Source organism: Pantoea sp. E956-1 (assembly GCF_982223955.1).
The window spans coordinates 111505-135904 of record NZ_CEUYZP010000002.1; the positions used below are offsets into that span (position 1 = coordinate 111505).

General features: G+C 55.9%; 21 protein-coding genes and 1 pseudogene. 20 read left to right on the forward strand and 2 right to left on the reverse strand.

Translation table 11 applies throughout. The features are described from left to right. Positions 1–240: 240 nt before the first annotated feature. Positions 241–915: a two-component system response regulator KdpE gene (gene kdpE / locus AC0T7J_RS08015; RefSeq protein WP_010260694.1), complete on the reverse strand. Its 675-nt coding sequence runs from the start codon at positions 913–915 to the stop codon at positions 241–243. Between the two features lie 257 nt (positions 916–1172). Here kdpE and AC0T7J_RS08020 point away from each other — a divergent pair, with 257 nt between their 5' ends. The 11 genes and pseudogenes from AC0T7J_RS08020 (at position 1173) to nei (ending at position 10402) form a co-directional block, all read left to right on the forward strand. After that, the gene (locus AC0T7J_RS08020; protein WP_031592216.1) at positions 1173–1373 is read left to right on the forward strand and encodes a DUF2517 family protein; all 201 of its coding nucleotides are present in this window, start codon (positions 1173–1175) and stop codon (positions 1371–1373) included. Between the two features lie 154 nt (positions 1374–1527). Then, a complete protein-coding gene (locus AC0T7J_RS08025; protein WP_473793355.1) occupies positions 1528–2484 on the forward strand; it encodes a YbgA family protein in 957 nt (318 codons plus the stop codon). 12 nt (positions 2485–2496) lie between these two features. Continuing rightward, the gene (phrB, locus tag AC0T7J_RS08030; RefSeq protein ID WP_473793357.1) at positions 2497–3921 is read left to right on the forward strand and encodes a deoxyribodipyrimidine photo-lyase; all 1425 of its coding nucleotides are present in this window, start codon (positions 2497–2499) and stop codon (positions 3919–3921) included. Between the two features lie 18 nt (positions 3922–3939). Beyond that, positions 3940–4683, forward strand: a complete 744-nt coding sequence (locus tag AC0T7J_RS08035) for a type 2 GTP cyclohydrolase I (RefSeq protein WP_010260703.1) — start codon at positions 3940–3942, stop codon at positions 4681–4683. A gap of 159 nt (positions 4684–4842) precedes the next feature. Continuing rightward, positions 4843–5499, forward strand: coding sequence for a 5-oxoprolinase subunit PxpB (gene pxpB, locus AC0T7J_RS08040; RefSeq protein WP_473793360.1), 657 nt, complete (start codon positions 4843–4845; stop codon positions 5497–5499). Next, positions 5493–6422 (forward strand): 5-oxoprolinase subunit PxpC, encoded by a 930-nt coding sequence (gene pxpC / locus AC0T7J_RS08045; RefSeq protein ID WP_473793361.1) that lies wholly within the window; start codon positions 5493–5495, stop codon positions 6420–6422. The genes pxpB and pxpC overlap by 7 nt, the downstream gene beginning before the upstream one ends. Further along, a complete protein-coding gene (gene pxpA, locus AC0T7J_RS08050) occupies positions 6412–7149 on the forward strand; it encodes a 5-oxoprolinase subunit PxpA (protein ID WP_473793362.1) in 738 nt (245 codons plus the stop codon). Before pxpC ends, pxpA begins: the two co-directional genes overlap by 11 nt. Positions 7150–7202: 53 nt before the next feature. After that, positions 7203–7931, forward strand: a complete 729-nt coding sequence (locus tag AC0T7J_RS08055) for a DUF969 domain-containing protein (RefSeq protein ID WP_086905422.1) — start codon at positions 7203–7205, stop codon at positions 7929–7931. Then, positions 7931–8947, forward strand: coding sequence for a DUF979 domain-containing protein (locus AC0T7J_RS08060; RefSeq protein WP_473793364.1), 1017 nt, complete (start codon positions 7931–7933; stop codon positions 8945–8947). Before AC0T7J_RS08055 ends, AC0T7J_RS08060 begins: the two co-directional genes overlap by 1 nt. 6 nt (positions 8948–8953) lie before the next feature. Then, a pseudogene (pcp, locus tag AC0T7J_RS08065) lies at positions 8954–9602 on the forward strand (pyroglutamyl-peptidase I). An 11-nt stretch (positions 9603–9613) separates the two neighbouring features. Further along, on the forward strand, positions 9614–10402 hold the full coding sequence (gene nei / locus AC0T7J_RS08070) for an endonuclease VIII (RefSeq protein WP_473793365.1): 789 nt from the start codon (positions 9614–9616) through the stop codon (positions 10400–10402). A 338-nt stretch (positions 10403–10740) separates the two neighbouring features. On the opposite strand, the gene AC0T7J_RS08075 is transcribed toward nei, so the two are convergent. Beyond that, entirely contained in the window at positions 10741–12024 is a 1284-nt protein-coding gene (locus AC0T7J_RS08075) for a citrate synthase (protein WP_473793367.1), read from the reverse strand. Positions 12025–12657: 633 nt separating this feature from the next. Between AC0T7J_RS08075 and sdhC the strand changes: the two genes are divergently transcribed. The 9 genes from sdhC (at position 12658) to cydA (ending at position 24391) form a co-directional block, all read left to right on the forward strand. Beyond that, positions 12658–13047 (forward strand): succinate dehydrogenase cytochrome b556 subunit, encoded by a 390-nt coding sequence (gene sdhC / locus AC0T7J_RS08080; protein ID WP_473793369.1) that lies wholly within the window; start codon positions 12658–12660, stop codon positions 13045–13047. Continuing rightward, entirely contained in the window at positions 13041–13388 is a 348-nt protein-coding gene (gene sdhD, locus AC0T7J_RS08085) for a succinate dehydrogenase membrane anchor subunit (RefSeq protein WP_473793371.1), read from the forward strand. The genes sdhC and sdhD overlap by 7 nt, the downstream gene beginning before the upstream one ends. After that, positions 13389–15155, forward strand: coding sequence for a succinate dehydrogenase flavoprotein subunit (sdhA, locus tag AC0T7J_RS08090; RefSeq protein WP_086905426.1), 1767 nt, complete (start codon positions 13389–13391; stop codon positions 15153–15155). A gap of 14 nt (positions 15156–15169) precedes the next feature. Further along, positions 15170–15886, forward strand: a complete 717-nt coding sequence (locus tag AC0T7J_RS08095) for a succinate dehydrogenase iron-sulfur subunit (RefSeq protein WP_031593670.1) — start codon at positions 15170–15172, stop codon at positions 15884–15886. Between the two features lie 200 nt (positions 15887–16086). Next, positions 16087–18894 carry a 2-oxoglutarate dehydrogenase E1 component gene (sucA, locus tag AC0T7J_RS08100; protein ID WP_010260738.1) on the forward strand — a complete coding sequence of 936 codons (2808 nt, stop codon included), beginning with the start codon at positions 16087–16089 and terminating at the stop codon, positions 18892–18894. 15 nt (positions 18895–18909) lie between these two features. Further along, a complete protein-coding gene (gene odhB / locus AC0T7J_RS08105; protein ID WP_010260740.1) occupies positions 18910–20133 on the forward strand; it encodes a 2-oxoglutarate dehydrogenase complex dihydrolipoyllysine-residue succinyltransferase in 1224 nt (407 codons plus the stop codon). Between the two features lie 70 nt (positions 20134–20203). Then, positions 20204–21370, forward strand: coding sequence for an ADP-forming succinate--CoA ligase subunit beta (gene sucC, locus AC0T7J_RS08110; protein WP_003853151.1), 1167 nt, complete (start codon positions 20204–20206; stop codon positions 21368–21370). Continuing rightward, on the forward strand, positions 21370–22245 hold the full coding sequence (gene sucD / locus AC0T7J_RS08115) for a succinate--CoA ligase subunit alpha (protein WP_010260744.1): 876 nt from the start codon (positions 21370–21372) through the stop codon (positions 22243–22245). The genes sucC and sucD overlap by 1 nt, the downstream gene beginning before the upstream one ends. A gap of 574 nt (positions 22246–22819) precedes the next feature. Beyond that, positions 22820–24391, forward strand: a complete 1572-nt coding sequence (cydA, locus tag AC0T7J_RS08120) for a cytochrome ubiquinol oxidase subunit I (RefSeq protein ID WP_473793375.1) — start codon at positions 22820–22822, stop codon at positions 24389–24391. The last annotated feature ends 9 nt before the right edge of the window (positions 24392–24400 follow it).

The window sequence follows — 24400 nt, forward strand, 5'->3', positions numbered from 1 at the left end:
AAAAGATGTCATTCATGAGACGCTCGGCCCACGCGATTACGCACCTCATCCCTGAGGTGCGCCCGGAGCCGGGCCAACGCGTTGCGTTGTTCAAAAATGCTCCCGGCGTTTTTATCCGGGCGGTGGGACGCTTTCCTCTTCTCGCCGTGTTCCCTGCGCCTCGGGGTTTATCCGTTGCGGTCAGTATTTACTCAGATTTGAGTTTGTTTGCAGTCATGAAAGGCGCCTCTGGCGCCTTTTTTATGGCATAAAGCGATAGCCGATCCCGGTTTCCGTCAGCAGATGAGCCGGCTGTGTCGGATTGGCTTCCAGTTTCTGGCGCAGATGCCCCATATAGATGCGCAGATAGTGGCTGTGCTCCACTGCATTGGGTCCCCAGACCTGACTCAGCAACTGCCGCTGCGTCAGCACCTTTCCGGCATTGTTAAGCAGAATACTCAACAGACGAAATTCAATCGGGGTAAGGTGAATCTCACTGCTGCCGCGCTGCACCCGTCGTGCGGCGAAATCGACGCTGACGTCGGCGAACGTCACTCTGGCATCCGGCTGCTGGCCACTATGACGACGCAGCGCAACCCGGACGCGCGCCAGCAGTTCGCCAATGCCAAAGGGTTTAGTCAGATAGTCATCTGCTCCTGCATCCAGTGCGGCGATCTTATCCTGCTCATCGCTGCGCGCTGACAGCACAATCACCGGTATGGCGCTCCACTGGCGCAGGTCACGAATGAAATCGGTGCCATCTCCATCCGGCAGACCCAGATCCAGGATCACTAAGTCCGGCTTGCGGGTCGCCGCTTCAATCAGTCCGCGCTGCAGCGTATCGGCATCAAACACCTTAAGGGCTTCATTTTCCAGCGCCAGCCGGACAAAGCGCCGGATCTCTTTTTCATCTTCAACGATCAAAACCGTGGTCACGCAATACCTGCCTTGAGTGGGGACCGAAGCGCTACTTTATCAATATTTTATGCTGGCGTCCGCGACCATAATCTGTCAGTCATTTCAACGCTCACGCAACCAGGCAGTAACCTTTCTGTAACTTAATTACAGGTTAATTCTTAAACAGTATAAATAGCGGTAAATAAGTGGTCAGATGAGTAGTAAAATTACACAACCTGGCGTAAAGTTGAACACAGATCACATTCACACTATTTCACTTACCGGGAGGAGAAACCATGTATCGGGCTTATCCACGTTATAAAATTATTGCGCGACGTACGCTGGTGGTGCTTCTCGGCGTACTGGCACTCCCTGTTATGCTGTTTCGACAGGATCGGGCACGTTTCTACAGTTACCTGCACCGCGTCTGGTGTAAGACCAGCGCCAAGCCAGTCTGGCTGGCGCAGTCTGAAGCGAGTGGTGGCGCGTTCTGGTAATTTGCCCTGCCGCAAAACAGGCCTGGTCAACTGACCAGGCTTTTTTTTGCGTTTTTTCTGAGAATAAGCGATCCGGAATCCCGTTTTACCCCTTTATTCCTGACCATTTTACGCTACACTTAAACCTCTACAAGATTTCGGAGGTTGTACAAGTATGAGCAAAAAAATCCCCGTTGGAATCAGTGCATGCCTGCTCGGCGACCGCGTCAGATTTGATGGTGGGCATAAGCGTCTTACTTTTGCGACCGACGATCTCACCCCGTTTGTCCATTTTGAGCCCATCTGCCCTGAGATGGCGATTGGTCTGCCAACGCCGCGCCCGGCATTGCGTCTGGTGAAGCAGGCTGACGATGAGCTGCATCTTTGCTTCAGTAAAGATGGCGGAGAAGAGGTTACGACGCAGATGCGTGACTGGTCTGCTGAGCGGGTAAAATCGCTGCATCACCTCTGTGGCTATATCCTCTGCGCCAAATCACCCAGTTGTGGCATGGAGCGGGTGCGGGTCTATGAGCCCGACAACAACAACAACCGCAAAGTGGGCACCGGTATTTTTGCTGAATTCCTGCAGCGCGAGATGCCCTGGCTGCCGCTGGAGGAAGATGGTCGTCTTCACGATCCTGCCCTGCGTGAGAACTTTATCGGCCGTATCTGCGCACTGCATGAATTTAATCAGATGTGGGAAAACGGCCTGACCCGGCATGGGCTGATCGCCTTCCACAGCCGTTATAAACTGATGATGCTGGCGCATTCGCAGGAGAAATACCGCGAGCTGGGGCCCTTTGTCGCCTCCATGAGCCAGTGGGAGTCGCTGGACGCCTTTGCCTTTGAGTACCGCAATCGCATGATGGAACTGATGTCACGACCTGCTTCACGTCGCAATCACACCAATGTGCTGATGCATGTACAAGGCTACTTCCGCACGCATCTGAGTTCACCGCAGCGCCAGGAGCTGGCAACGCTGATTGACCGCTACCGTCAGGGCACACAACCGCTGCTGGTGCCGATTACCATTCTCAAGCACTACATGGCGGAGTACCCGCACCCGTGGCTGGCACAGCAACGCTATTTCGATCCCTATCCCGAAGCCTTGTGCTTACGCTACGGTCAGTAATTCAGGAGGAGTATGACCACCCATCTGGTCTGGCTGCGTAACGATTTACGCGTCAACGACAATCTGGCGCTGCACGCCGCCTGCCGCGACAGCCATGCAAAAGTGATCGCGCTCTACCTTGCCACGCCAGCACAGTGGCAGCAGCATGAGATGTCACCGAAGCAGGCAGCATTTATCCACGCCAGCCTGTTGCAGGTGCAGCGTGCGCTGGCGGAGCGGGGCATAGAGCTGCACTACCAGGCGTGCCACGCCTTCAGCGACAGTATTGATGCGCTGGTGCAGTTCTGCGCTAAGCAGCAGGTCGATCAGCTCTTCTACAATTACCAGTATGAAGTTAATGAACGCCAGCGCGATGCGGAGGCTGAAAAGCGTCTCGACCAGGCGGGCGTGATTTGCCAGGGCTTCGATGACAGCCTGTTGCTGCCGCCCGGCAGCGTGCAGAGCGGCGATCGCTCAATGTATAAGGTGTTTACCCCGTTCAGCAAAGCCTTTGTCCGCCGGTTGCAGCAGGGTCTGCCTGAATGCGTGCCTGCGCCGAAAGCGCGCGAAGGCGCACCGCTGAAAACCACCCCGATCCCCGCCTTTGACTATCCAACTGAAGACTTTGATCAGGATCTGTTTCCGCCAGGCGAAGCGGCGGCGCTAAAGCGGTTGCGCCATTTCGCCACGCAACCGGTTCTCGACTATCCCGCTAAGCGCGACCTTCCGGCGCTGGACGCCACCAGCCGTCTGTCGGTTTATCTGGCGACCGGCGTACTGTCGCCACGTCAGTGCCTGCATCGCGTGCTGCATGAACATCCCGATGCGCTGGAGAACAGCCGCGCGTTCACCTGGCTGAATGAGCTGGTCTGGCGTGAATTCTACCGTCACCTGCTGGTTGCTTATCCGGCGCTGTGCCGACACAAGCCGTTTATCGACTGGACGCGAAACGTTGAATGGCAGCGTAACGACGTACATTTCGACGCCTGGAAAGCGGGTAAAACCGGCTATCCGATTGTCGATGCCGCAATGCGTCAGATGAAGGCACTGGGCTGGATGCACAATCGCTTACGAATGATCACTGCCAGTTTCCTGGTCAAAGATCTGCTGATCGACTGGCGTGAAGGTGAACGCTATTTTATGCAACAGCTGATTGATGGTGACCTGGCCGCGAACAACGGCGGCTGGCAGTGGGCGGCATCGACCGGCACGGACGCGGCGCCCTATTTCCGCATCTTTAACCCGACCACGCAGGGTGAGCGCTTCGATGAGAAGGGGGACTTTATCCGTCACTATCTGCCGGAACTGGCCGACGTCCCTGACAGCGATATTCACCAGCCCCATGTCTGGGCGGAGAAGCATCATAAGAAACTCGATTATCCGGCACCAATCGTGGATCATAAGGTGGCACGTAAAAAGACATTAGACGCCTTTGAGCGCGCCAAAAGCGCAGCCTGAGGCCTCGAAGGAGCCTGAATGAACCATTACGAATTAGAGACGCTGATCAATCAGCAACTCGACAGCCACAGTTTCAGTGATTACGCCCCCAACGGATTGCAGGTTGAGGGACGCAGCGAGATCAAAACGATTATCACTGGCGTCACTGCCTGTCAGGCGCTGCTGGATGAGGCGGTGGCACGTCAGGCCGATGCGATTATCGTCCATCATGGCTATTTCTGGAAAAGTGAACCGGCCGCGATTAAAGGCATGAAGCGTCGTCGTCTGCGGACCCTGCTGGCCAACGATATCAATCTCTATGGCTGGCACCTGCCGCTCGACGCGCATCCTGAACTAGGCAACAACGCCCAGTTGGCGAAACTGCTGGATATCGAAGTGCGCGGCGAAGTGATGCCGCTGGTGTTCTGGGGGGAGCTGGCTGAGCCCCTGTCCGGCGAACAGCTGGCCCGCCGAATCGGTGAGCGGCTGGGACGTGAACCGCTGCATTGTGGTGACAACGCGCCAGCGCTGATCCGTCGCATTGCCTGGTGCAGCGGGGGCGGGCAGGGTTTTATCGACCAGGCGGCAGCAGCGGGCGTCGATGCCTTTATCACCGGTGAAGTCTCTGAACAGACTATTCATAGCGCGCGTGAGCAGGGACTGCATTTCTTTGCTGCAGGCCATCACGCCACCGAGCGCGGCGGCGTAAAAGCGCTGGGTGACTGGCTGGCGCAACACCACGATCTTGATGTGACCTTCATCGATATTCCCAATCCTGCCTGACATTCTCCCTTGTCCTGCGCGCCTGCGCAGGACCTAAATCTGTTGACACATCCCTGTCACTTTCGCATAACTGTTTGCTTTACGTAGATAAGCAATGGGCTGCACCGGGCATCCGGTCAGGTCGGCCAGGCGCGATCTCAACTGAGCGGGAGGTAGCTGTTGCAACGAGCACGGTGTTATTTATTGGGTGAACGCGCTGTCGTGCTGGAGCTGGAACCGCCGATCTCACTGGAGAGTCAGCAACGTATCTGGGGACTGAACCAGCGACTGCACGCCTATGCCAGCGTGCTGGAGGTGATTCCCGGCATGAACAACATCACTTTGATCCTGCGTGATCCCCAGCAGAGCCCGCTGGATGCGATAGAGCGGCTTCAGCGCTGGTGGGAAGAGAGCGAAGCGCAGTTGCCGGAGTCGCGTCAGGTGGAGATCCCGGTGATCTATGGCGGCGAAGCGGGCCCCGATCTGACGGTCGTGGCGGAACACGCCGCGCTGACGCCCCGTCAGGTGGTTGAGCTGCACAGCAGCAGCGACTATGTGGTGTTTTTTATCGGCTTTCAGCCCGGTTTCCCCTATCTGGGCGGACTGGATCCGCGCCTGCACATTCCGCGGCGTGCTGAGCCCAGAGTTGCCGTGCCCGCCGGCTCGGTGGGCATTGGCGGCAGCCAGACCGGCGTCTATCCGCTGGCTTCGCCCGGCGGCTGGCAGCTGATTGGCCAGACGCGCACCGCGCTGTTTGATCCCCTGCAGCAACCGCCTACGCTGCTCCGTCCCGGTGACAGGGTTCGCTTTGTGCCGCAACAGGAGGGCGTATGTTAAATATTCTGCGAGCCGGCCTGGCCGCCACGATTCAGGATGCTGGCCGTTACGGCTGGCGTCAGTATGGCATCAGCCCTGGCGGTGTACTGGATCATCCTGCGATGTTCACCGCCAACCTGCTGGTGGGCAATGATCCCGACAGCGCGGTGCTGGAGATGGTGCTTGGCCAGTTCAAAGCGGAGTTCACGCGCGATGGCTGGTTTGCGCTGACAGGCGCAGGCTGCCATGCGGAGCTTGACGGCCAGCCGGTCTGGACGGGCTGGCGCACGCGGGTGAAACGGGGGCAGCTCCTGTCGCTGGCGATGCCACAGCGCGGCATGCGCAGCTATCTGGCAGTGCAGGGCGGTTTTGATATCCCGGCGATGCTCGGTTCTGCCAGCACCGATCTTAAAGCAAAATTTGGCGGCTTTCAGGGGCGAACCTTACGGGATGGCGATCAGATTCCGCTGGGTAAACCGACCCGTGAGTTTGACGGTAAAGTCGGGGTACGGCAGCTGCTGTGGGGCAACCGCATCCGCGCATTACCTGGCCCGGAGTATCATGAATTCAGCCGCGAAGCGCAGCAGGCATTCTGGCGTACCGCATGGAAACTCAGCCCGCAAAGTAACCGGATGGGATACCGGCTTGAGGGACGTGAACTTCAGCGCGAAAGCCCGCGCGAGCTGCTGTCACACGGCGTGATGCCGGGTGTGATTCAGGTGCCGCCGAATGGACAACCCATCGTGCTGATGGCGGATGCCCAGACCACCGGCGGCTATCCGCGCATCGCCTCGGTTATCGAAGCCGATCTCTATCACCTGGCACAAATCCGGCTGGGTGAGCCGATTCACTTTATTCACTGCACCCTGCCGGAAGCGATGCTGGCACGTCAGCATCAGCAACGCGCACTGGACCAGATGAAGTGGGGACTCAATGAACATTGATTTAAACGCCGACCTGGGCGAGGGCTGCGCCAGCGATCAGGCGCTGCTGCAACTGGTGAGTTCCGCCAACATCGCCTGTGGCTTTCACGCAGGTGATGCGCAGACCATGCTGCAGTCTGTGCGCTGGGCACAGGCATCCGGTGTTGCGATTGGTGCGCATCCCGCTTTTCCCGATCGGGAGAACTTTGGCCGCAGCGCCATGCAGTTGCCGCCGGAAACGGTCTATGCCCAGATGATCTATCAGATTGGTGCGCTGAAAAGTCTGGCGGAAAGTGAAGGTGCGCGACTGCTTCATGTTAAACCGCACGGCATGCTCTACAACCAGGCTGCGGCCGATCCGGTGCTGGCGGACGCCATTGCCCGCGCTATCAGGGCGGTCGACAGCCAGCTGATTGTAGTGGGACTGGCTAACAGCGAATCGATTCGCGCGGCGGCGCACTACGGCTTACGCACGCGGGAAGAGGTGTTCGCCGACCGTGGCTATCTCAGCAGCGGTGCGCTGGTGCCGCGCAGCGAGCCGGGCGCGCTGATTGAAGATGAACAGCAGGCTATCAGTCAGACGCTGACGATGGTGCAGCAGGGCAAAGTCAAAAGTATCACCGGAGAATGGGTAGCGGTGAATGCACAGACCGTCTGCTTACATGGCGACGGCGCACATGCACTGCAGTTTGCACAGCGGTTGCGTGATGCGTTTGCCGATCAGCAGATTCGTGTCACCAGCAACTGAATAACCACACTTAGCCCGGCGTATGCCGGGTTTTTCAACTCTGAGGGGAATCCATGGATAGTGCAGTAAATCTCTGGCCATTACTGGGCATCGCCGCCATCGTCGTCGGCTTCCTGTTACGGTTCAATCCGGTGCTGGTGGTGATTGTCGCCGGGTTTGTGACCGGTCTTGCCGCGATGATGCCGCTGGCAGATATCCTGGAAAAGCTCGGGGCGGGTTTTCTTAACACCCGCAACCTGCCGCTGATCCTGCTGCTGCCGCTGGCGGTCATTGGTCTGCTGGAGCGTCACGGACTGAAAGAGCGTGCGCAGGCCTGGATTGCACAGATCAAAACGGCAACCGCCGGACGGCTGCTGATCGTCTATCTGTTTGTGCGCGAAATCACCGCCGCGCTGGGGTTAACCAGTCTCGGCGGACATCCGCAGATGGTGCGTCCGTTGCTGGCACCAATGGCGGAAGGGGCAACGGAAAACCGCTATGGCGAGATCTCACCTGAGTTGCGCCATCGGCTGCGCGCGATGTCAGCGGCGACCGATAATGTCGGTCTCTTCTTTGGTGAGGATATTTTCGTGGCGTTTGGCGCGATTATCTTTATGCACAACTTTATGCAGGAGTCCGCCGGGATTCAGACCGAACCGCTGCACATCGCCTTATGGGGCATTCCGACTGCCGTCGCCGCGTTCCTGATCCACTCGGCACGTCTGGTACGGCTGGATCGGCAACTGGCGCGAGAGCTGCAGCAGCTGAACCGTCAGGCGCTGAAAGCCAAAGGAGGTGAGTAATGTTCCAGCAACAATATCTGATGTGGCTGGCGGGCATTATCCTGCTGGTGGTGGCGGTGCTTTCCTGGCGTGACAGCGCGAATCCGCATCGCTTTACCACCGGGCTGTTCTGGGCCTTGTATGGCCTGGTTTTTCTGGTCGGTGACTGGACGACGCAACTGATGAGCGCCTGGATGGGTTCAGATGCGGCAGGCACCCGTATGCTGCACATCGGCATCGGTGTCATTGTGGTGGTGATGGCGCTGATTGCCGGGTTTGGCGGTGTCAGGCTGGGTCGCTATCATCAGCGCAGCGAGGAAGAGAAACAGGCCAGTGCGCTGCGTCTGCGCAATAAACTGTTTCTGCCTGCGCTGGCGATTCCGGTTGTGACCGTGGTCGGTGTGCTGGCGTTTAACCATATTCCCGGTTTGCAGGATGCGGTGTTCGGCCCCGGTAACCACGCCACGCTGGTGACGTTGTTTTCAATGATGGTCGGCTGTGTGATTGGCTGGCTGGTGGCGTTAAAACTGACCCACGAGAAACCGGTGCAGTCGATGCAGGAGACCCGTCGCCTGCTGGATTCGATTGGCTGGGCCTTTATCCTGCCACAGATCCTTGCCACCCTGGGGCTGCTGTTTACCAGCGCGGGCGTGGGTAGCGCCATTTCACATCTGACAGAAACCTGGCTGGCGGTGGACAATCGCTTTGTCGCGGTAACGGTCTATGCCGTCGGGATGGCGCTGTTAACCATGATCATGGGTAATGCTTTTGCGGCGTTTCCGATTATCACCGCAGGCGTCGGCATCCCGATTCTGGTGTTGCAGCACGGCGGAAACCCGGCAGTGATGGCGGCAATTGGCATGTTCTCCGGCTACTGCGGCACGCTGATGACGCCGATGGCGGCCAACTTCAATATCGTCCCGGCGGCGCTGCTGGAACTGCCCGATCGTAACGCGGTGATCAAGGCTCAGATTCCGACCGGTGTGCTACTGTTAATCGTTAACATTTTCCTGCTCTATTTCCTGATGTTCCTGTGAGGTTGCATGAAAACTGTCCTGATGACCGCCTTTGAACCTTTTGGCGGTGAAACGATTAACCCTTCATGGGAAGCGGTGCGCGCACTGGAAGGCAAACAGATTAGCGGAGCGACGATAGTGATCCGCCAGTTGCCGGTGGTATTCAGCGACGTACTTAACGTGCTGAATCAGGCGCTGGAAGAGGTGAAACCGGATGCCATTCTATCGGTGGGGCAGGCGGGCGGCCGTAGCGACATTACCGTTGAACGCATTGGTATTAATGTCGACGACGCCCGTATCCCGGATAACGCCGGTCACCAGCCGGTGGACGAACCCGTTGTAGCAGGTGGCCCGGCAGCCTATTTTTCCCGTCTGCCCATCAAAGCGATTGTGGCGGCGGTGCGTGAAGCGGGGATCCCCGCTTCAGTGTCGCAAACGGCGGGCACCTTTACCTGTAACCGCGTAATGTACGGCCTGCTGCACTGGCTTGAACAGCATGACAGTCCGGTGCGGGGAGGCTTTATCCATATTCCATATCTGCCTGAACAGGCTGCGCAGCATCCGGGGGGCACCGAGCATGGCGCTGGCGTCCATTATTCAGGCGCTGGAAATTGCGGTAAAGGTCACGCTGGAGACCGGCGAAGATATTAAACAGGCTGGCGGCGCCACTCATTAAGAGGATGAACGATGCCTGAAGGACCGGAAATTCGTCGCGTGGCGGATAAACTTGAAGCCGCCATTGTGGGGCAGCCGTTAACGGAAGCGTGGTTCGCGTTTCCTCAGCTCAAGACCTATGAACCGGCATTGATTGGTGAGCAGGTTCAGGCGATTGAGACGCGGGGTAAAGCGCTGCTGACTCATTTCAGCAATGGCCTGACGCTCTACAGTCATAACCAGCTGTATGGTGTCTGGCGCATTGTAAAACCTGATACCGAACTGAATTCCACCCGTCAGTTACGGGTGCGACTGGCGACGGCGGGCAAAGCGATCCTGCTCTACAGCGCCTCTGATATTGAGCTGCTCAACGCGGATACGCTGGCGGCGCATCCCTTTCTTAATCGTATCGGGCCGGATGTGCTGAACAGCGCGCTGACAGTGGAAGAGGTGAAAGAGCGGCTGCTGTCACCCCGTTTCCGGCGGCGGCAGTTCAGTGGTCTGTTGCTGGATCAGGCTTTTCTGGCCGGGCTGGGAAACTACCTGCGTGCCGAGATTCTGTGGCTGGCGCAGCTGCTGCCAAATCATCGGGCGCAGGATCTCAGTAACGATCAGCTGACTGCTTTCAGCGAAGCGCTGCTGTCGGTGCCGCGTCATGCCTATCGGATGCGTGGAACCATGAAGAAATATCATGAGGAAGCGGCGTTTCAGTTTGAGGTTTTTCATCGGCAGGGCAAAAAATGCCGGCGCTGCAGCACGGTGATTGAGAAGGGCACGCTCTCATCACGGCCTTTTTACTGGTGTCCGGGTTGTCAGAGATAGGCACTTGAAGAAAGCAAAAGCGGGGTAGTGTAGTTCTGGTCTGCGGTGAGATCGAGCCTGCTCAGGAAACACAGTCAGATCGGAAAGACGCAAAAGCCGTCATCCCTGACCTGCTCGGCCCGCGCGATTACGCACCTCATCCGTGAGGTGCGCCCGTAGCCGGGTAAACGCTTTGCGTTATTCAAAAACGCTCCCGGCGTTTTTGTCCATGGCGCGGGACGCTTTCCTCTTCTGACCGTGTTCCCTGCGCGTTAAACTTCTTCATTGCTGCCAGATGCGCCCTTATGTGGGCTTCTCAACTGGCTGAGCGGAGATCCCTCTCCGCTATCCACTGAGCCTTACTTTTTCAGCTGTGAGCTGAATTCGCGCTCGGTATAACCGGTGTAGAGCTGACGCGGACGGGCAATCTTCATGCCTTCGTCGTGCATCTCTTTCCAGTGTGCAATCCAGCCAACGGTACGGGCCATCGCGAAGATCACCGTAAACATGGAGGATGGAATACCCATCGCTTTCAGAATGATACCGGAGTAGAAGTCCACGTTTGGATAGAGTTTACGCTCGATGAAGTACGGGTCGTTCAGCGCAATGTGTTCCAGCTCCATCGCCACTTCCAGCAGGTCATCCTTCATACCCAGCTCATTCAGGACTTCATGGCAGGTATCGCGCATCACGGTCGCGCGTGGATCGTAGTTTTTGTAAACGCGGTGACCAAAGCCCATCAGACGGAAGGAGTCATTTTTGTCTTTGGCACGTTTAACAAATTCCGGAATGTGCTCAACGGTGCTGATCTCTTCCAGCATACGCAGGGTCGCTTCGTTGGCACCGCCGTGCGCCGGTCCCCACAGGGAGGCGATCCCGGCGGCGATACAGGCAAACGGATTCGCGCCGCTTGAACCAGCGGTACGAACGGTAGAGGTTGAAGCGTTCTGCTCATGGTCAGCATGCAGGATCAGGATGCGGTCCATGGCGCGTTCCAGTACCGGATTCACTTTGTACTCTTCGCACGGCGTGGCAAACATCATATGCAGGAAATTACCCGCATAGGAGAGATCGTTGCGCGGATAGACAAACGGCTGGCCGATAGAATATTTGTAACACATTGCTGCCATCGTCGGCATTTTAGACAGCAGACGGAATGCCGCGATTTCGCGGTGGCGCTCAATGTTTACATCCAGCGAATCATGGTAAAACGCAGCCAGTGCACCTGTAACACCGCACATTACCGCCATCGGATGAGAGTCACGACGGAAGCCGTGGAACAGGCGGGTAATCTGCTCATGAATCATGGTGTGGCGCGTAACCGTAGTGCGGAACTCATCAAACTGTTTCTGGTTTGGTGCTTCGCCGTTCAGCAGGATGTAACAGACTTCCAGATAGTTAGAGTGGGTCGCCAGATCGGAAATAGGGAAACCGCGGTGCAGCAGGATACCTTCATCCCCATCGATAAAGGTGATTGCAGATTCGCAGGACGCGGTAGACGTAAAACCGGGATCGAAGGTGAACAGGCCACTTGAACCCAGAGTGCGGACATCAACGACATCCTGGCCCAGCGTACCTTTCAGCACGTCCAGTTCAATAGATGTTCCATCTTGCAGGGTTAGCGTTACTTTTTTATCTGTCATTTTCGTCTCCATAGCGCCTTATGTAGGTAAGGATCTTTAGACACCTGAAACGCGTTCATGTTGCGGTTGGCAAAACTACACAGTATCACTCTGCGGGGATAAAACGGGTGCAGGGTACAGAGTGAGCGGCGCGTTCCCAGTGGGAACCGGTGAGCCATGGACATGCTGCATATCGCGGTTGTTAAAGATCCGGTCAGGACATAACTTCTTGGTAACCAATAACCTGATGCTTTTTAAAGCTCATTATCGCAATGTTACATAACTTGCGCTTAGGGGAAAGTGTATCCCCATAACTTTTGCGCATCATAGGAATTTACAGGCTTAGTTTGTAACTGAATTGTTGAACTATTGTCAAATCAGATAATTAAAATTGTATCAATTGTGAAAATCGTGAGTAGGATCACTGTTCCACCTAAAATATACCAAAGAGTTTGTAGGGGAATTGTAATCAGAATGTGATCCTCCTATACTCCAGGCAGGTCTCCGGAACACCCTGACACCAGGAGCCACCCAGCGTTTACTACCGCGTCAACTAACACTGGATGTTGCTTTTTTGGTGACGGTTAAAGTCTGCCACGCGTTGTGATTAGACTCCGCCTCAGGTCCGGAGGAAGCAAAATAAAAAAGAGCTGTGTGGGCAAAACCGTGAAAAAACAAAGACCTGTCAACTTGGATCTCTCGACGATCCGGTTTCCCGTTACTGCAATATCGTCCATTCTTCACCGCGTCTCCGGCGTAATCACATTGGTTGCCATTGGCATCCTGCTGTGGCTGCTCGGTCTCTCTCTCTCCTCTCCTGAAGGTTTCCAGCACGCTGCGACCATTATGGATGGCTTCTTCGCGAAGTTCATCATGTGGGGCATCTTAACAGCGCTGGCCTATCACGCGGTGAGCGGGATTCGTCATATGTTGATGGATTTTGGTTATCTGGCCGAAACGCTGCAGGTTGGTAAGCGTTCCGCTCATATGACTTTTGTGATCACTGTCGTGCTGGCAATTCTGGCGGGAGTCCTCGTATGGTAAGCAATGCATCCGCATTGGGTCGCAACGGCATTCAGGACTGGCTGCTGCTGCGGGCAACTGCAATTCTCATTACGCTCTACATCGTCTACATCCTCGGTTTCGTGGTGATGACAGACACGCTGACTTATGACCTGTGGCGTGGCTTCTTCGCTTCCGCATTCACCAAAGTGTTCACGCTGCTGACGCTGTTCTCCATTCTGATCCACGGCTGGATTGGCATGTGGCAGGTGTTAACAGACTACGTTAAATCAATGCCAACCCGCTTGTTGTTGCAGTTTGTGATTGTCGTGGCGCTGTTGTGGTATGCGATTTATGGATTTGTTGTGGTGTGGGGTGTGTAAATGAGTTTGCCAATCAGAGAGTTCGATGCCGTGGTAATCGGCGCAGGTGGCGCAGGAATGCGAGCCGCACTGCAAATCTCCCAGGGCGGCCAGAGCTGTGCCCTGTTATCTAAAGTTTTCCCGACCCGTTCCCACACCGTATCTGCGCAGGGCGGTATTACCGTTGCGCTGGGTAATACCCACGAAGATAACTGGGAATGGCACATGTACGACACCGTCAAAGGCTCCGACTATATCGGTGACCAGGACGCGATTGAATATATGTGTAAAACCGGCCCGGAAGCGATTCTGGAACTGGAACACATGGGTCTGCCTTTCTCGCGTCTGGAAGACGGTCGTGTCTATCAGCGTCCGTTTGGTGGCCAGTCAAAGAATTTCGGTGGCGAGCAGGCGGCACGTACGGCGGCGGCGGCTGACCGTACCGGTCATGCATTGCTGCACACTCTTTATCAGCAGAACCTGAAAAACAAAACCACTATCTTTTCTGAATGGTATGCACTGGATCTGGTGAAAAACGCTGATGGCGCAGTCGTGGGTTGTACCGCTATCTGCATCGAAACCGGCGAAACCGTTTATTTCAAAGCGAAAGCGACCATTCTGGCCACCGGCGGCGCGGGCCGTATTTACCAGTCCACCACCAATGCACACATCAACACCGGTGACGGCGTAGGGATGGCACTGCGTGCGGGCGTACCGGTGCAGGATATGGAGATGTGGCAGTTCCACCCAACCGGTATCGCCGGTGCGGGCGTGCTGGTCACCGAAGGCTGCCGTGGTGAAGGCGGTTATCTGCTGAACAAACATGGCGAACGCTTCATGGAGCGTTATGCGCCGAACGCCAAAGATCTGGCGGGCCGCGACGTGGTTGCGCGCTCAATGATGATTGAAATCCGTGAAGGTCGCGGCTGTGATGGCCCGTGGGGTCCACATCTCAAACTGAAACTGGATCATCTGGGTAAAGAGGTGCTTGAGTCACGTCTGCCGGGCATCCTTGAATTGTCACGCACCTTTGCGCACGCCGATCCGATTAAAGAGCCGATTCCGGTGATTCCGACCTGCCACTACATGATGGGCGGTATTCCGACCAAAGTGACCGGCCAGGCGCTGCGCGTCAATGAGCAGGGCGAAGATGTGGTGATTCCAGGCCTGTTCGCAGTCGGTGAAATTGCCTGTGTATCGGTGCATGGTGCCAACCGTCTGGGCGGCAACTCACTGCTTGACCTGGTGGTCTTTGGCCGTGCAGCGGGTCTGCATCTGCTGGCGAGTATTCAGGAGCAGGGTGACCTGCGTGATGCCACCGAAGATGAGATCGCTGTGGCGATGGCACGCTTCAACCGCTGGGAAAACAATACCACGGGTGAAGATCCGGTTGAGATTCGTAAAGCGCTGCAACGCTGCATGCAGAATAACTTCTCGGTATTCCGTGAGGGCGAAGCGATGGCACAGGGTCTGGAAGAGCTGAAAGAGATTCGCCAGCGCCTGAAGTCAGCGCGTCTGGATGACCGCTCACCGGATTTCAACACCCAGCGTATTGAGTGCCTGGAGCTGGATAACCTGATGGAGACGGCTTTCGCCACAGCGGTAGCGGCTAACTATCGCACCGAGAGCCGCGGTGCGCACAGTCGCTTCGACTTCCCGGATCGTGATGATGAAAACTGGCTGTGCCACAGTCTTTATGTCCCGGAAACCGAAAGCATGACGCGCCGTGAGGTGAACATGCAGCCGAAACTGCGCGCGGCCTTCCCGCCGAAAGTGCGTACCTACTAATTTCGGAGACGATCATGAGACTCGAGTTTTCAATTTATCGCTACAATCCGGACGTCGATGACAAACCGCGCATGCAGGATTACACCCTGGAAGCGGAAGATGGTCGCGACATGATGCTGCTGGATGCGCTGATTCGCCTGAAAGAGAAAGATCCGACCCTGGCGTTTCGTCGCTCCTGTCGTGAAGGCGTCTGCGGTTCCGATGGCCTGAACATGAACGGTAAAAATGGACTGGCCTGCATTACGCCAGTTTCGGCACTGGGCAACGGCAAACAGAAAATTGTTATCCGTCCGCTGCCAGGTTTGCCGGTGGTGCGTGATCTGGTCGTAGACATGAGCCAGTTTTATGCACAGTATGAGAAAATTAAGCCTTTCCTGTTGAATAATGGGGAAAATCCGCCCGCTCGTGAACATCTGCAGTCGCCGGATGAACGTGAACACCTGGATGGCTTGTACGAATGTATACTCTGTGCCTGCTGCTCAACCTCATGCCCATCATTCTGGTGGAATCCTGAGAAGTTCATTGGTCCTGCTGGCCTGCTGGCCGCATACCGCTTCCTGATTGACAGCCGCGACACCGAAACCGATGCGCGTCTCGACAATCTGAATGATGCTTTCAGCGTATTCCGCTGTCATAGCATTATGAACTGTGTGAGCGTATGCCCGAAAGGGCTGAACCCGACGCGCGCCATTGGCCATATCAAGTCAATGCTGCTGCAGCGCGGCGCATAAGCAGTTTCTGCCGGGAACCTCAGGTTCCCGGTGTTTTACGGAAGCCTCTGTAAGCGCGGTGATTACCACGTTTACAAAGGTTCCCTTACGGGCCACGCGCGCTGCGCAAAGTGCTCGTATCGCTGAACTCACTACGGCAAACCGCGAAAGCGGCAACAAATGAAACCTCAAAAAAGCATAGCAATGCTTAAGGGATCACAATGCAGAACAGCGCGATGAAGCCCTGGCTGGACTCTTCCTGGCTGGCCGGCGCGAATCAGTCTTACATAGAGCAGCTCTATGAGGATTTCCTGACCGATCCTGACTCTGTCGATGCAGTGTGGCGCTCGATGTTCCAGCAGTTACCGGGCACCGGAATGAAACCTGAGCAGTTTCACTCCACCACACGTGAGTACTTCCGTCGCCTGGCGAAAGACGCATCTCGTTACACCTCATCTGTCTCCGATCCTGAAACCAACTCCAAGCAAGTAAAAGTGCTGCAGCTGATTAACGCGTTTCGTTTCCGCGGTCATCAGCACGCCAATCTTGACCCGCTTGGTCTGTGGAAACAGGACCGGGTAGCCGATCTCGATCCCGCGTTTCACGATCTGACCGAGGCCGATTTTCAGGAAAGCTTTAACGTCGGCTCTTTTGCCATTGGCAAAGAGACCATGAAGCTGGCCGAACTGTTCGAGGCGCTGACTCAGACTTACTGCGGCTCGATCGGTGCAGAATATATGCACATCAACAACACTGATGAGAAACGCTGGATTCAGCAGCGTCTTGAGTCAGTCGCGGGCCGTGCAGCCTTCAGCAATGAAGAGAAAAAAGGTTTCCTGAAAGAGCTGACCGCGGCCGAAGGGCTGGAAAAATATCTCGGAGCGAAATTCCCGGGTGCCAAACGCTTCTCGCTGGAAGGCGGCGATGCACTGGTTCCGATGCTGCGCGAAATGATCCGTCATGCCGGTAAGAGCGGAACCCGTGAAGTCGTACTGGGTATGGCGCACCGTGGCCGTCTCAACGTGCTGATCAATGTGCTGGGTAAAAAGCCACAGGATCTGTTCGACGAATTCGCCGGTAAGCATAAAGAGCATCTGGGCACCGGTGACGTGAAGTACCACATGGGCTTCTCCTCTGACGTGGAAACCGAAGGCGGCCTGGTTCACCTGGCGCTGGCGTTTAACCCGTCGCACCTGGAGATCGTCAGCCCGGTGGTGATGGGTTCAGTACGTGCCCGTCTGGATCGTCTGGATGAGCCCGCCAGCAATAAAGTTTTACCGATCACCATTCATGGTGATGCGGCCGTGATTGGCCAGGGCGTGGTTCAGGAAACCCTGAACATGTCACAGGCGCGCGGTTATGAAGTGGGCGGTACCGTTCGCATCGTCATCAACAACCAGGTTGGCTTCACCACCTCCAACCCGAAAGATGCGCGTTCGACCCCTTACTGCACCGATATCGGCAAAATGGTGCTGGCACCGATTTTCCACGTCAATGCTGACGATCCGGAAGCGGTCGCGTTTGTGACCCGTCTGGCGCTCGACTATCGCAACACCTTTAAGCGTGATGTGTTTATCGATCTGGTCTGCTATCGCCGTCATGGTCACAACGAGGCGGATGAGCCAAGTGCGACCCAGCCGCTGATGTATCAGAAAATCAAAAAACACCCGACGCCGCGTAAAATTTATGCTGACCGTCTGGAAGGTGAGGCCATTGCCACGCAGGAAGATGCGACCGAAATGGTCAATCTCTACCGTGACGCGCTGGATGCGGGCGAGTGTGTGGTGCCGGAATGGCGTCCAATGAGCCTGCACTCCTTTACCTGGTCACCTTACCTGAACCATGAGTGGGATGAACCTTACCCCGCTCAGGTCGACATGAAACGTCTGAAGGAGCTGGCGCTGCGTATCAGCCAGGTGCCTGAAGAGGTGGAAGTGCAGTCGCGTGTTGCCAAGATTTACAACGACCGTCGTCTGATGGCCGAAGGCGAGAAAGCCTTTGACTGGGGCGGCGCGGAAAACCTGGCGTATGCCACGCTGGTTGATGAAGGCATTCCGGTGCGTCTGTCGGGTGAAGATACCGGTCGCGGGACCTTCTTCCATCGTCACGCGGTAGTCCATAACCAGGCGAACGGCTCAACCTATACCCCGCTGCACCACGTGCACAGCGGTCAGGGCCAGTTCAAAGTGTGGGACTCCGTGCTGTCAGAAGAAGCGGTACTGGCCTTTGAATATGGTTATGCCACCGCAGAGCCGCGCATCCTGACCATCTGGGAAGCGCAGTTTGGTGACTTCGCCAACGGTGCACAGGTTGTTATCGACCAGTTCATCAGCTCCGGTGAGCAGAAATGGGGCCGGATGTGTGGCCTGGTCATGCTGCTGCCGCACGGTTATGAAGGTCAGGGGCCAGAGCACTCCTCTGCGCGCCTGGAGCGTTATCTGCAACTCTGTGCTGAGCAGAACATGCAGGTCTGCGTGCCGTCTACCCCTGCGCAGGTTTACCATATGCTGCGTCGTCAGGCGCTGCGCGGTATGCGCCGTCCGCTGATTGTGATGTCGCCGAAATCACTGCTGCGTCATCCGCTGGCGATCTCCACGCTGGATGAACTGGCTAACGGCAGCTTCCAGCCTGCGATTGGCGAAGTCGATGATCTGGATCCGCAGGGCGTGAAACGCGTCGTGCTGTGCTCCGGTAAAGTCTATTACGACCTGCTGGAGCAGCGTCGTAAAAATGAGCAGACTGATGTGGCTATCGTGCGCATCGAGCAGCTCTATCCGTTCCCGCATCACGCGGTACAGGAAGCATTAAAAGCGTATGCTCACGTGCAGGATTTTGTCTGGTGTCAGGAAGAACCACTGAATCAGGGCGCCTGGTATTGCAGTCAGCATCATTTCCGTGAAGTTGTGCCGTTTGGTGCCACCTTACGTTATGCAGGCCGCCCGGCCTCCGCCTCACCGGCCGTGGGTTACATGTCCGTACACCAACAACAGCAGCAAGACCTGGTTAATGACGCGCTGAACGTTAATTAATTAAAAGGAAAGATAATGAGTAGCGTAGATATTCTCGTTCCCGACCTGCCTGAATCGGTTGCCGATGCCTCTGTGGCAACCTGGCATAAAAAACCAGGCGATGCAGTCACTCGCGATGAAGTGCTGGTCGAAATCGAAACTGACAAAGTAGTGCTGGAAGTGCCAGCCTCTGCGGACGGTATCCTGGAAGCTGTTCTGGAAGAAGAGGGCGCCACCGTCACTTCCCGCCAGATCCTGGGCCGTCTGAAAGAGGGCAACAGTGCCGGTAAAGAGAGCAGCGCGAAGTCTGAAAGCAAAGAGTCTACCCCGGCTCAGCGTCAGACTGCGTCACTGGAAGAAGAGAGCAACGATGCGCTCAGCCCGGCTATCCGCCGTCTGATTGCAGAGCACAATCTTGATGCCTCGCAGATCAAAGGCAGCGGTGTTGGCGGTCGTCTGACCCGTGAAGATGTTGAAAAACATCTTGCCAACAAACCGCAGGCTGCCAAAGCCGCTGCGCCAGCTGCTGATGCGGCCGCCGCGCAGCAGCCAGTGGCTAACCGCAGCGAAAAACGCGTGCCGATGACCCGTCTGCGTAAGCGTGTTGCTGAGCGTCTGCTGGAAGCGAAGAACAGCACCGCGATGCTGACCACCTTCAACGAAATCAACATGAAGCCCATCATGGATCTGCGTAAGCAGTATGGTGAGGCCTTCGAGAAGCGTCACGGTGTACGTCTGGGCTTTATGTCCTTCTACATCAAAGCGGTTGTTGAAGCGCTGAAACGCTATCCGGAAGTGAATGCTTCTATCGATGGTGAAGATGTGGTTTACCACAACTACTTCGACGTCAGCATTGCGGTCTCAACGCCACGTGGTCTGGTTACACCCGTCCTGCGTGACGTGGATGCGCTGAGCATGGCGGACATCGAGAAGAAAATCAAAGAGCTGGCAGTGAAAGGCCGTGACGGCAAGCTGACAGTTGAGGATCTGACCGGCGGTAACTTTACCATTACCAACGGCGGTGTCTTTGGTTCACTGATGTCCACCCCGATCATCAACCCACCGCAGAGCGCCATCCTGGGCATGCACGCCATCAAAGATCGTCCGATGGCGGTCAATGGTCAGGTTGTGGTGCTGCCGATGATGTATCTGGCGCTCTCCTACGACCACCGTCTGATCGATGGCCGTGAATCAGTTGGTTATCTGGTTGCAGTGAAAGAGATGCTGGAAGATCCGGCGCGCCTGCTGCTGGATGTCTGATTTTCACCGGGCGCGCCTTGCTGCGCGCCCAACCTCATTACTCTTTTCAGACCTGAATGGATAGAACATCATGAACTTACACGAATACCAGGCGAAACAACTGTTTGCACGGTATGGCATGCCGGCACCAACGGGTTACGCCTGCACTACACCACGTGAAGCGGAAGAAGCAGCCTCTAAAATTGGCGCAGGCCCGTGGGTAGTTAAATGTCAGGTTCATGCCGGTGGCCGCGGTAAAGCGGGCGGTGTGAAAGTGGTTAACAGCAAAGAAGAGATTCGCGCATTTGCTGAAAACTGGCTGGGCAAACGCCTGGTCACCTATCAGACAGACGCAAACGGCCAGCCGGTAAACCAGATTCTGGTTGAAGCGGCGACCGATATCGATCAGGAGCTCTATCTGGGCGCTGTGGTCGATCGCGCAACGCGTCGCGTAATTTTCATGGCCTCAACTGAAGGCGGCGTGGAAATTGAAAAAGTGGCGGAAGAGACCCCGCACCTGATCCACAAAATGGCGCTGGATCCACTCACTGGCCCGCAGCCTTATCAGGGTCGTGAGCTGGCGTTCAAACTTGGCCTGACCGGCAAGCTGGTTGGTCAGTTCACCAAGATCTTCATGGGTCTGGCGACACTGTTCCTGGAACGCGATCTGGCGATGGTTGAGATCAACCCGCTGGTGATCACCAAACAGGGCGACCTGATCTGCCTGGATGGCAAACTGGGTGCTGATGGCAATGCCCTGTTCCGTCAGCCAGAGCTGCGTGAAATGCGCGATCCAAGCCAGGAAGATCCGCGTGAAGCCCATGCGACACAGTGGGAACTGAACTATGTTGCGCTGGAAGGCAACATCGGTTGTATGGTTAACGGCGCAGGTCTGGCGATGGGCACCATGGACATCGTTAAACACCACGGCGGTCAACCGGCCAACTTCCTTGATGTCGGCGGCGGCGCAACCAAAGAGCGCGTGACCGAAGCCTTCAAAATCATCCTGTCTGACGATGCGGTTAAAGCCGTATTCGTTAACATCTTCGGCGGTATCGTACGCTGCGACCTGATTGCCGACGGCATCATCGGCGCAGTCGCTGAAGTGGGTGTGAACGTGCCAGTTGTGGTACGTCTGGAAGGTAACAACGCCGAGCTGGGCGCCCAGAAACTGGCGGACAGCGGTCTGAACATCATTGCAGCAACCAGCCTGACAGACGCCGCACAGCGTGTTGTTGCTGCCGCGGAGGGTAAATAATGTCCATTCTGATCGACAAAAACACCAAAGTCATTTGCCAGGGTTTCACCGGTGGCCAGGGGACTTTCCATTCTGAGCAGGCGCTGGCATACGGCACCCAACTGGTTGGCGGCGTAACGCCAGGCAAAGGTGGCACGACCCATCTCGGCCTGCCGGTGTTCAACACCGTACGCGAAGCGGTAGAAGCAACAGGCGCGACCGCCACCGTGATCTACGTTCCGGCTCCTTTCTGTAAAGATGGCATCCTGGAAGCGATCGACGCGGGCATCAAACTGATCATCACCATCACCGAAGGCATTCCGACCCTGGATATGCTGACCGTGAAAGTGAAGCTGGATGAAGCAGGCGTGCGGATGATCGGTCCAAACTGCCCAGGCGTTATCACCCCAGGCGAATGTAAAATCGGCATCATGCCGGGTCACATTCACCAGCCGGGCCGCGTCGGTATCGTGTCACGTTCAGGCACCCTGACCTATGAAGCGGTTAAGCAGACCACGGATATCGGCTACGGCCAGTCGACCTGCGTTGGCATCGGTGGTGACCCGATCCCGGGCTCTAACTTCATCGACATCCTGAAAATGTTCCAGGATGATCCACAGACTGAAGTTATCGTAATGATCGGTGAGATCGGCGGTAGCGCAGAAGAAGAAGCTGCAGCCTTCATTAAAGAGCACGTGACCAAGCCGGTTGTAGGCTACATTGCTGGCGTCACCGCGCCGAAAGGCAAGCGTATGGGCCATGCTGGCGCCATCATTGCCGGTGGTAAAGGCACAGCAGATGAGAAATTTGCTGCGCTGGAAGCGGCTGGCGTGAAGACCGTCCGCAGCCTGGCGGATATCGGTGACGCAGTTAAAGCCGTATTACCTGCTAAATAAGTCAGCGTCATCTGAGACTAAGCCACCTTCGGGTGGCTTTTTTTATGCCTGTAAATGCGCGGTATAATGCAGGAAGCTAAAAAGAAGAATACACGGTTAAATAACCGGCTCACGGCTCATGACGTTAAGGAAAAGTGGCAAAGGTAAATTATTACTTCGCGCTTTATTTCATTATTGACACCTCATTAACAAGAAACCTACCTGACCTTATCTGGAAACTTATTGCGTTAATCCAGATCAATTAATCGCGACTTATATCCAACTATATCTCTGGCAAAGCGCAACGCTAAAGGCGTAAATTGCGCTGCATCAATCCAGCCTTTTACACACATTTTCAAACGTCTGCTCAATCCGGGATAACACCCGCTTTCCTCCTGTTAAAGCACGCGTTAATGAAAGCGCTGATTGACAATTTTATGAGCTGCTTCATTCGCTACTCGCCTGTTCGGGCAGCTCACAGACCTGTTCTGCGGGTAATAAAAAACTGGAATCAATAAACAGTCGTTGCTGACTCTGATTGCGTTCGATCTGATCGCGCGCGTGACGGAGGCAAAGCGAGGAGCAAGGAGTCCGTATGTTAGATATCGTCGAGCTGTCGCGGTTACAGTTTGCCTTAACGGCGATGTACCATTTTCTGTTCGTCCCTTTAACGCTGGGTATGACGTTTTTGCTGGCGATCATGGAAACGGTATATGTCCTGAGCGGCAAACAAATTTATAAAGATATGACGAAGTTCTGGGGCAAGTTATTCGGTATTAACTTTGCGCTGGGTGTCGCCACCGGCCTGACCATGGAATTTCAGTTCGGGACTAACTGGTCATATTACTCTCACTATGTCGGCGATATCTTCGGCGCGCCGCTCGCCATTGAAGGTCTGATGGCGTTCTTCCTGGAATCCACCTTTGTTGGCTTGTTCTTTTTTGGCTGGGATCGTCTGGGCAAAGTGCAGCACCTCGCAGTCACCTGGCTGGTGGCGCTGGGCTCAAACATGTCGGCGTTGTGGATTCTGGTAGCTAACGGCTGGATGCAGAATCCGATCGCCTCTGAGTTCAACTTCGAAACCATGCGCATGGAGATGGTCAGCTTCGCAGAGCTGGTGCTGAACCCGGTTGCGCAGGTGAAATTCGTTCACACCGTGGCGGCCGGTTATACCACCGGTGCAATGTTCATTATGGGCATCAGCGCCTGGTACATGCTGAAAGGCCGTGACTTCGCCTTTGCTAAACGCTCGTTCGCTATCGCGGCCAGCTTTGGCATGGCGGCGGTACTGTCAGTCATCGTTCTGGGCGATGAGTCAGGGTACGAAATGGGTGACGTGCAGAAAACCAAACTGGCCGCTATCGAAGCGGAGTGGGAAACCCAGCCGGCACCGGCGTCGTTTACCCTGTTTGGCCTGCCCGATCAGGCAACTCAGGAGAACCGATACGCAGTTCAGATCCCCTGGCTGCTGGGCCTGATCGCCACCCGATCAACCGATACGCCGGTCACCGGCCTGAAAGATCTGATGGCACAGCATGAAGTGCGCATCCGCAACGGCATGAAAGCCTATGCCCTGCTGAATGAGCTACGCGGTGGCAGCCAGGATCCGGCGGTACGCGACGCGTTCAACAGTCACAAACAGGATCTCGGCTACGGTCTGCTGCTGAAGCGTTATACCGACAACGTGGCTGATGCGACCGAAGCGCAGATTAAACAGGCGACGCAGGACTCTATCCCGCGTGTCGCCCCGCTGTATTTCGCCTTCCGCATCATGGTGCTGTGTGGCGTCATGCTGCTGGGCATTATCGCGCTGGCGTTCTGGAGCGTACTGCGTAACCGCATCGGTAAAAATCGCTGGTTACTGAAAGCGGCGCTGTTTGGTATTCCGCTGCCGTGGATCGCTATCGAATCAGGCTGGTTTGTGGCGGAGTATGGTCGTCAGCCCTGGGCTATCGGTGAAGTGCTGCCGACTGCGGTGGCCAACTCCTCCCTGACCGTTGGCGATCTGCTGTTCTCCATGATCCTGATCTGCGGACTCTACACAATGTTCCTGGTGGCTGAGATGTACCTGATGTTCAAATTCGCCCGCCTTGGGCCGAGCAGCCTGAAAACCGGGCGTTATCATCATGAGCAGATCACGGCAATCACCCAGCCGGTACAGGGATAAGGAGAGCGA

Excerpts from the sequence above, each read along its gene's own strand:
- AC0T7J_RS08055 (WP_086905422.1), top strand. The coding sequence starts at position 7,203 with ATGGATAGTGCAGTAAATCTCTGGCCATTACTGGGCATCGCCGCCATC.
- sdhD (WP_473793371.1), top strand. The coding sequence starts at position 13,041 with ATGGTAAGCAATGCATCCGCATTGGGTCGCAACGGCATTCAGGACTGG.
- pxpA (WP_473793362.1), top strand. The coding sequence starts at position 6,412 with ATGAACATTGATTTAAACGCCGACCTGGGCGAGGGCTGCGCCAGCGAT.
- sucD (WP_010260744.1), top strand. The coding sequence starts at position 21,370 with ATGTCCATTCTGATCGACAAAAACACCAAAGTCATTTGCCAGGGTTTC.
- nei (WP_473793365.1), top strand. The coding sequence starts at position 9,614 with ATGCCTGAAGGACCGGAAATTCGTCGCGTGGCGGATAAACTTGAAGCC.
- AC0T7J_RS08075 (WP_473793367.1), bottom strand. The coding sequence starts at position 12,024 with ATGACAGATAAAAAAGTAACGCTAACCCTGCAAGATGGAACATCTATT.
- AC0T7J_RS08025 (WP_473793355.1), top strand. The coding sequence starts at position 1,528 with ATGAGCAAAAAAATCCCCGTTGGAATCAGTGCATGCCTGCTCGGCGAC.
- AC0T7J_RS08060 (WP_473793364.1), top strand. The coding sequence starts at position 7,931 with ATGTTCCAGCAACAATATCTGATGTGGCTGGCGGGCATTATCCTGCTG.
- odhB (WP_010260740.1), top strand. The coding sequence starts at position 18,910 with ATGAGTAGCGTAGATATTCTCGTTCCCGACCTGCCTGAATCGGTTGCC.
- sdhA (WP_086905426.1), top strand. The coding sequence starts at position 13,389 with ATGAGTTTGCCAATCAGAGAGTTCGATGCCGTGGTAATCGGCGCAGGT.
- phrB (WP_473793357.1), top strand. The coding sequence starts at position 2,497 with ATGACCACCCATCTGGTCTGGCTGCGTAACGATTTACGCGTCAACGAC.
- sucC (WP_003853151.1), top strand. The coding sequence starts at position 20,204 with ATGAACTTACACGAATACCAGGCGAAACAACTGTTTGCACGGTATGGC.
- AC0T7J_RS08020 (WP_031592216.1), top strand. The coding sequence starts at position 1,173 with ATGTATCGGGCTTATCCACGTTATAAAATTATTGCGCGACGTACGCTG.
- AC0T7J_RS08095 (WP_031593670.1), top strand. The coding sequence starts at position 15,170 with ATGAGACTCGAGTTTTCAATTTATCGCTACAATCCGGACGTCGATGAC.
- cydA (WP_473793375.1), top strand. The coding sequence starts at position 22,820 with ATGTTAGATATCGTCGAGCTGTCGCGGTTACAGTTTGCCTTAACGGCG.
- pxpC (WP_473793361.1), top strand. The coding sequence starts at position 5,493 with ATGTTAAATATTCTGCGAGCCGGCCTGGCCGCCACGATTCAGGATGCT.
- sucA (WP_010260738.1), top strand. The coding sequence starts at position 16,087 with ATGCAGAACAGCGCGATGAAGCCCTGGCTGGACTCTTCCTGGCTGGCC.
- AC0T7J_RS08035 (WP_010260703.1), top strand. The coding sequence starts at position 3,940 with ATGAACCATTACGAATTAGAGACGCTGATCAATCAGCAACTCGACAGC.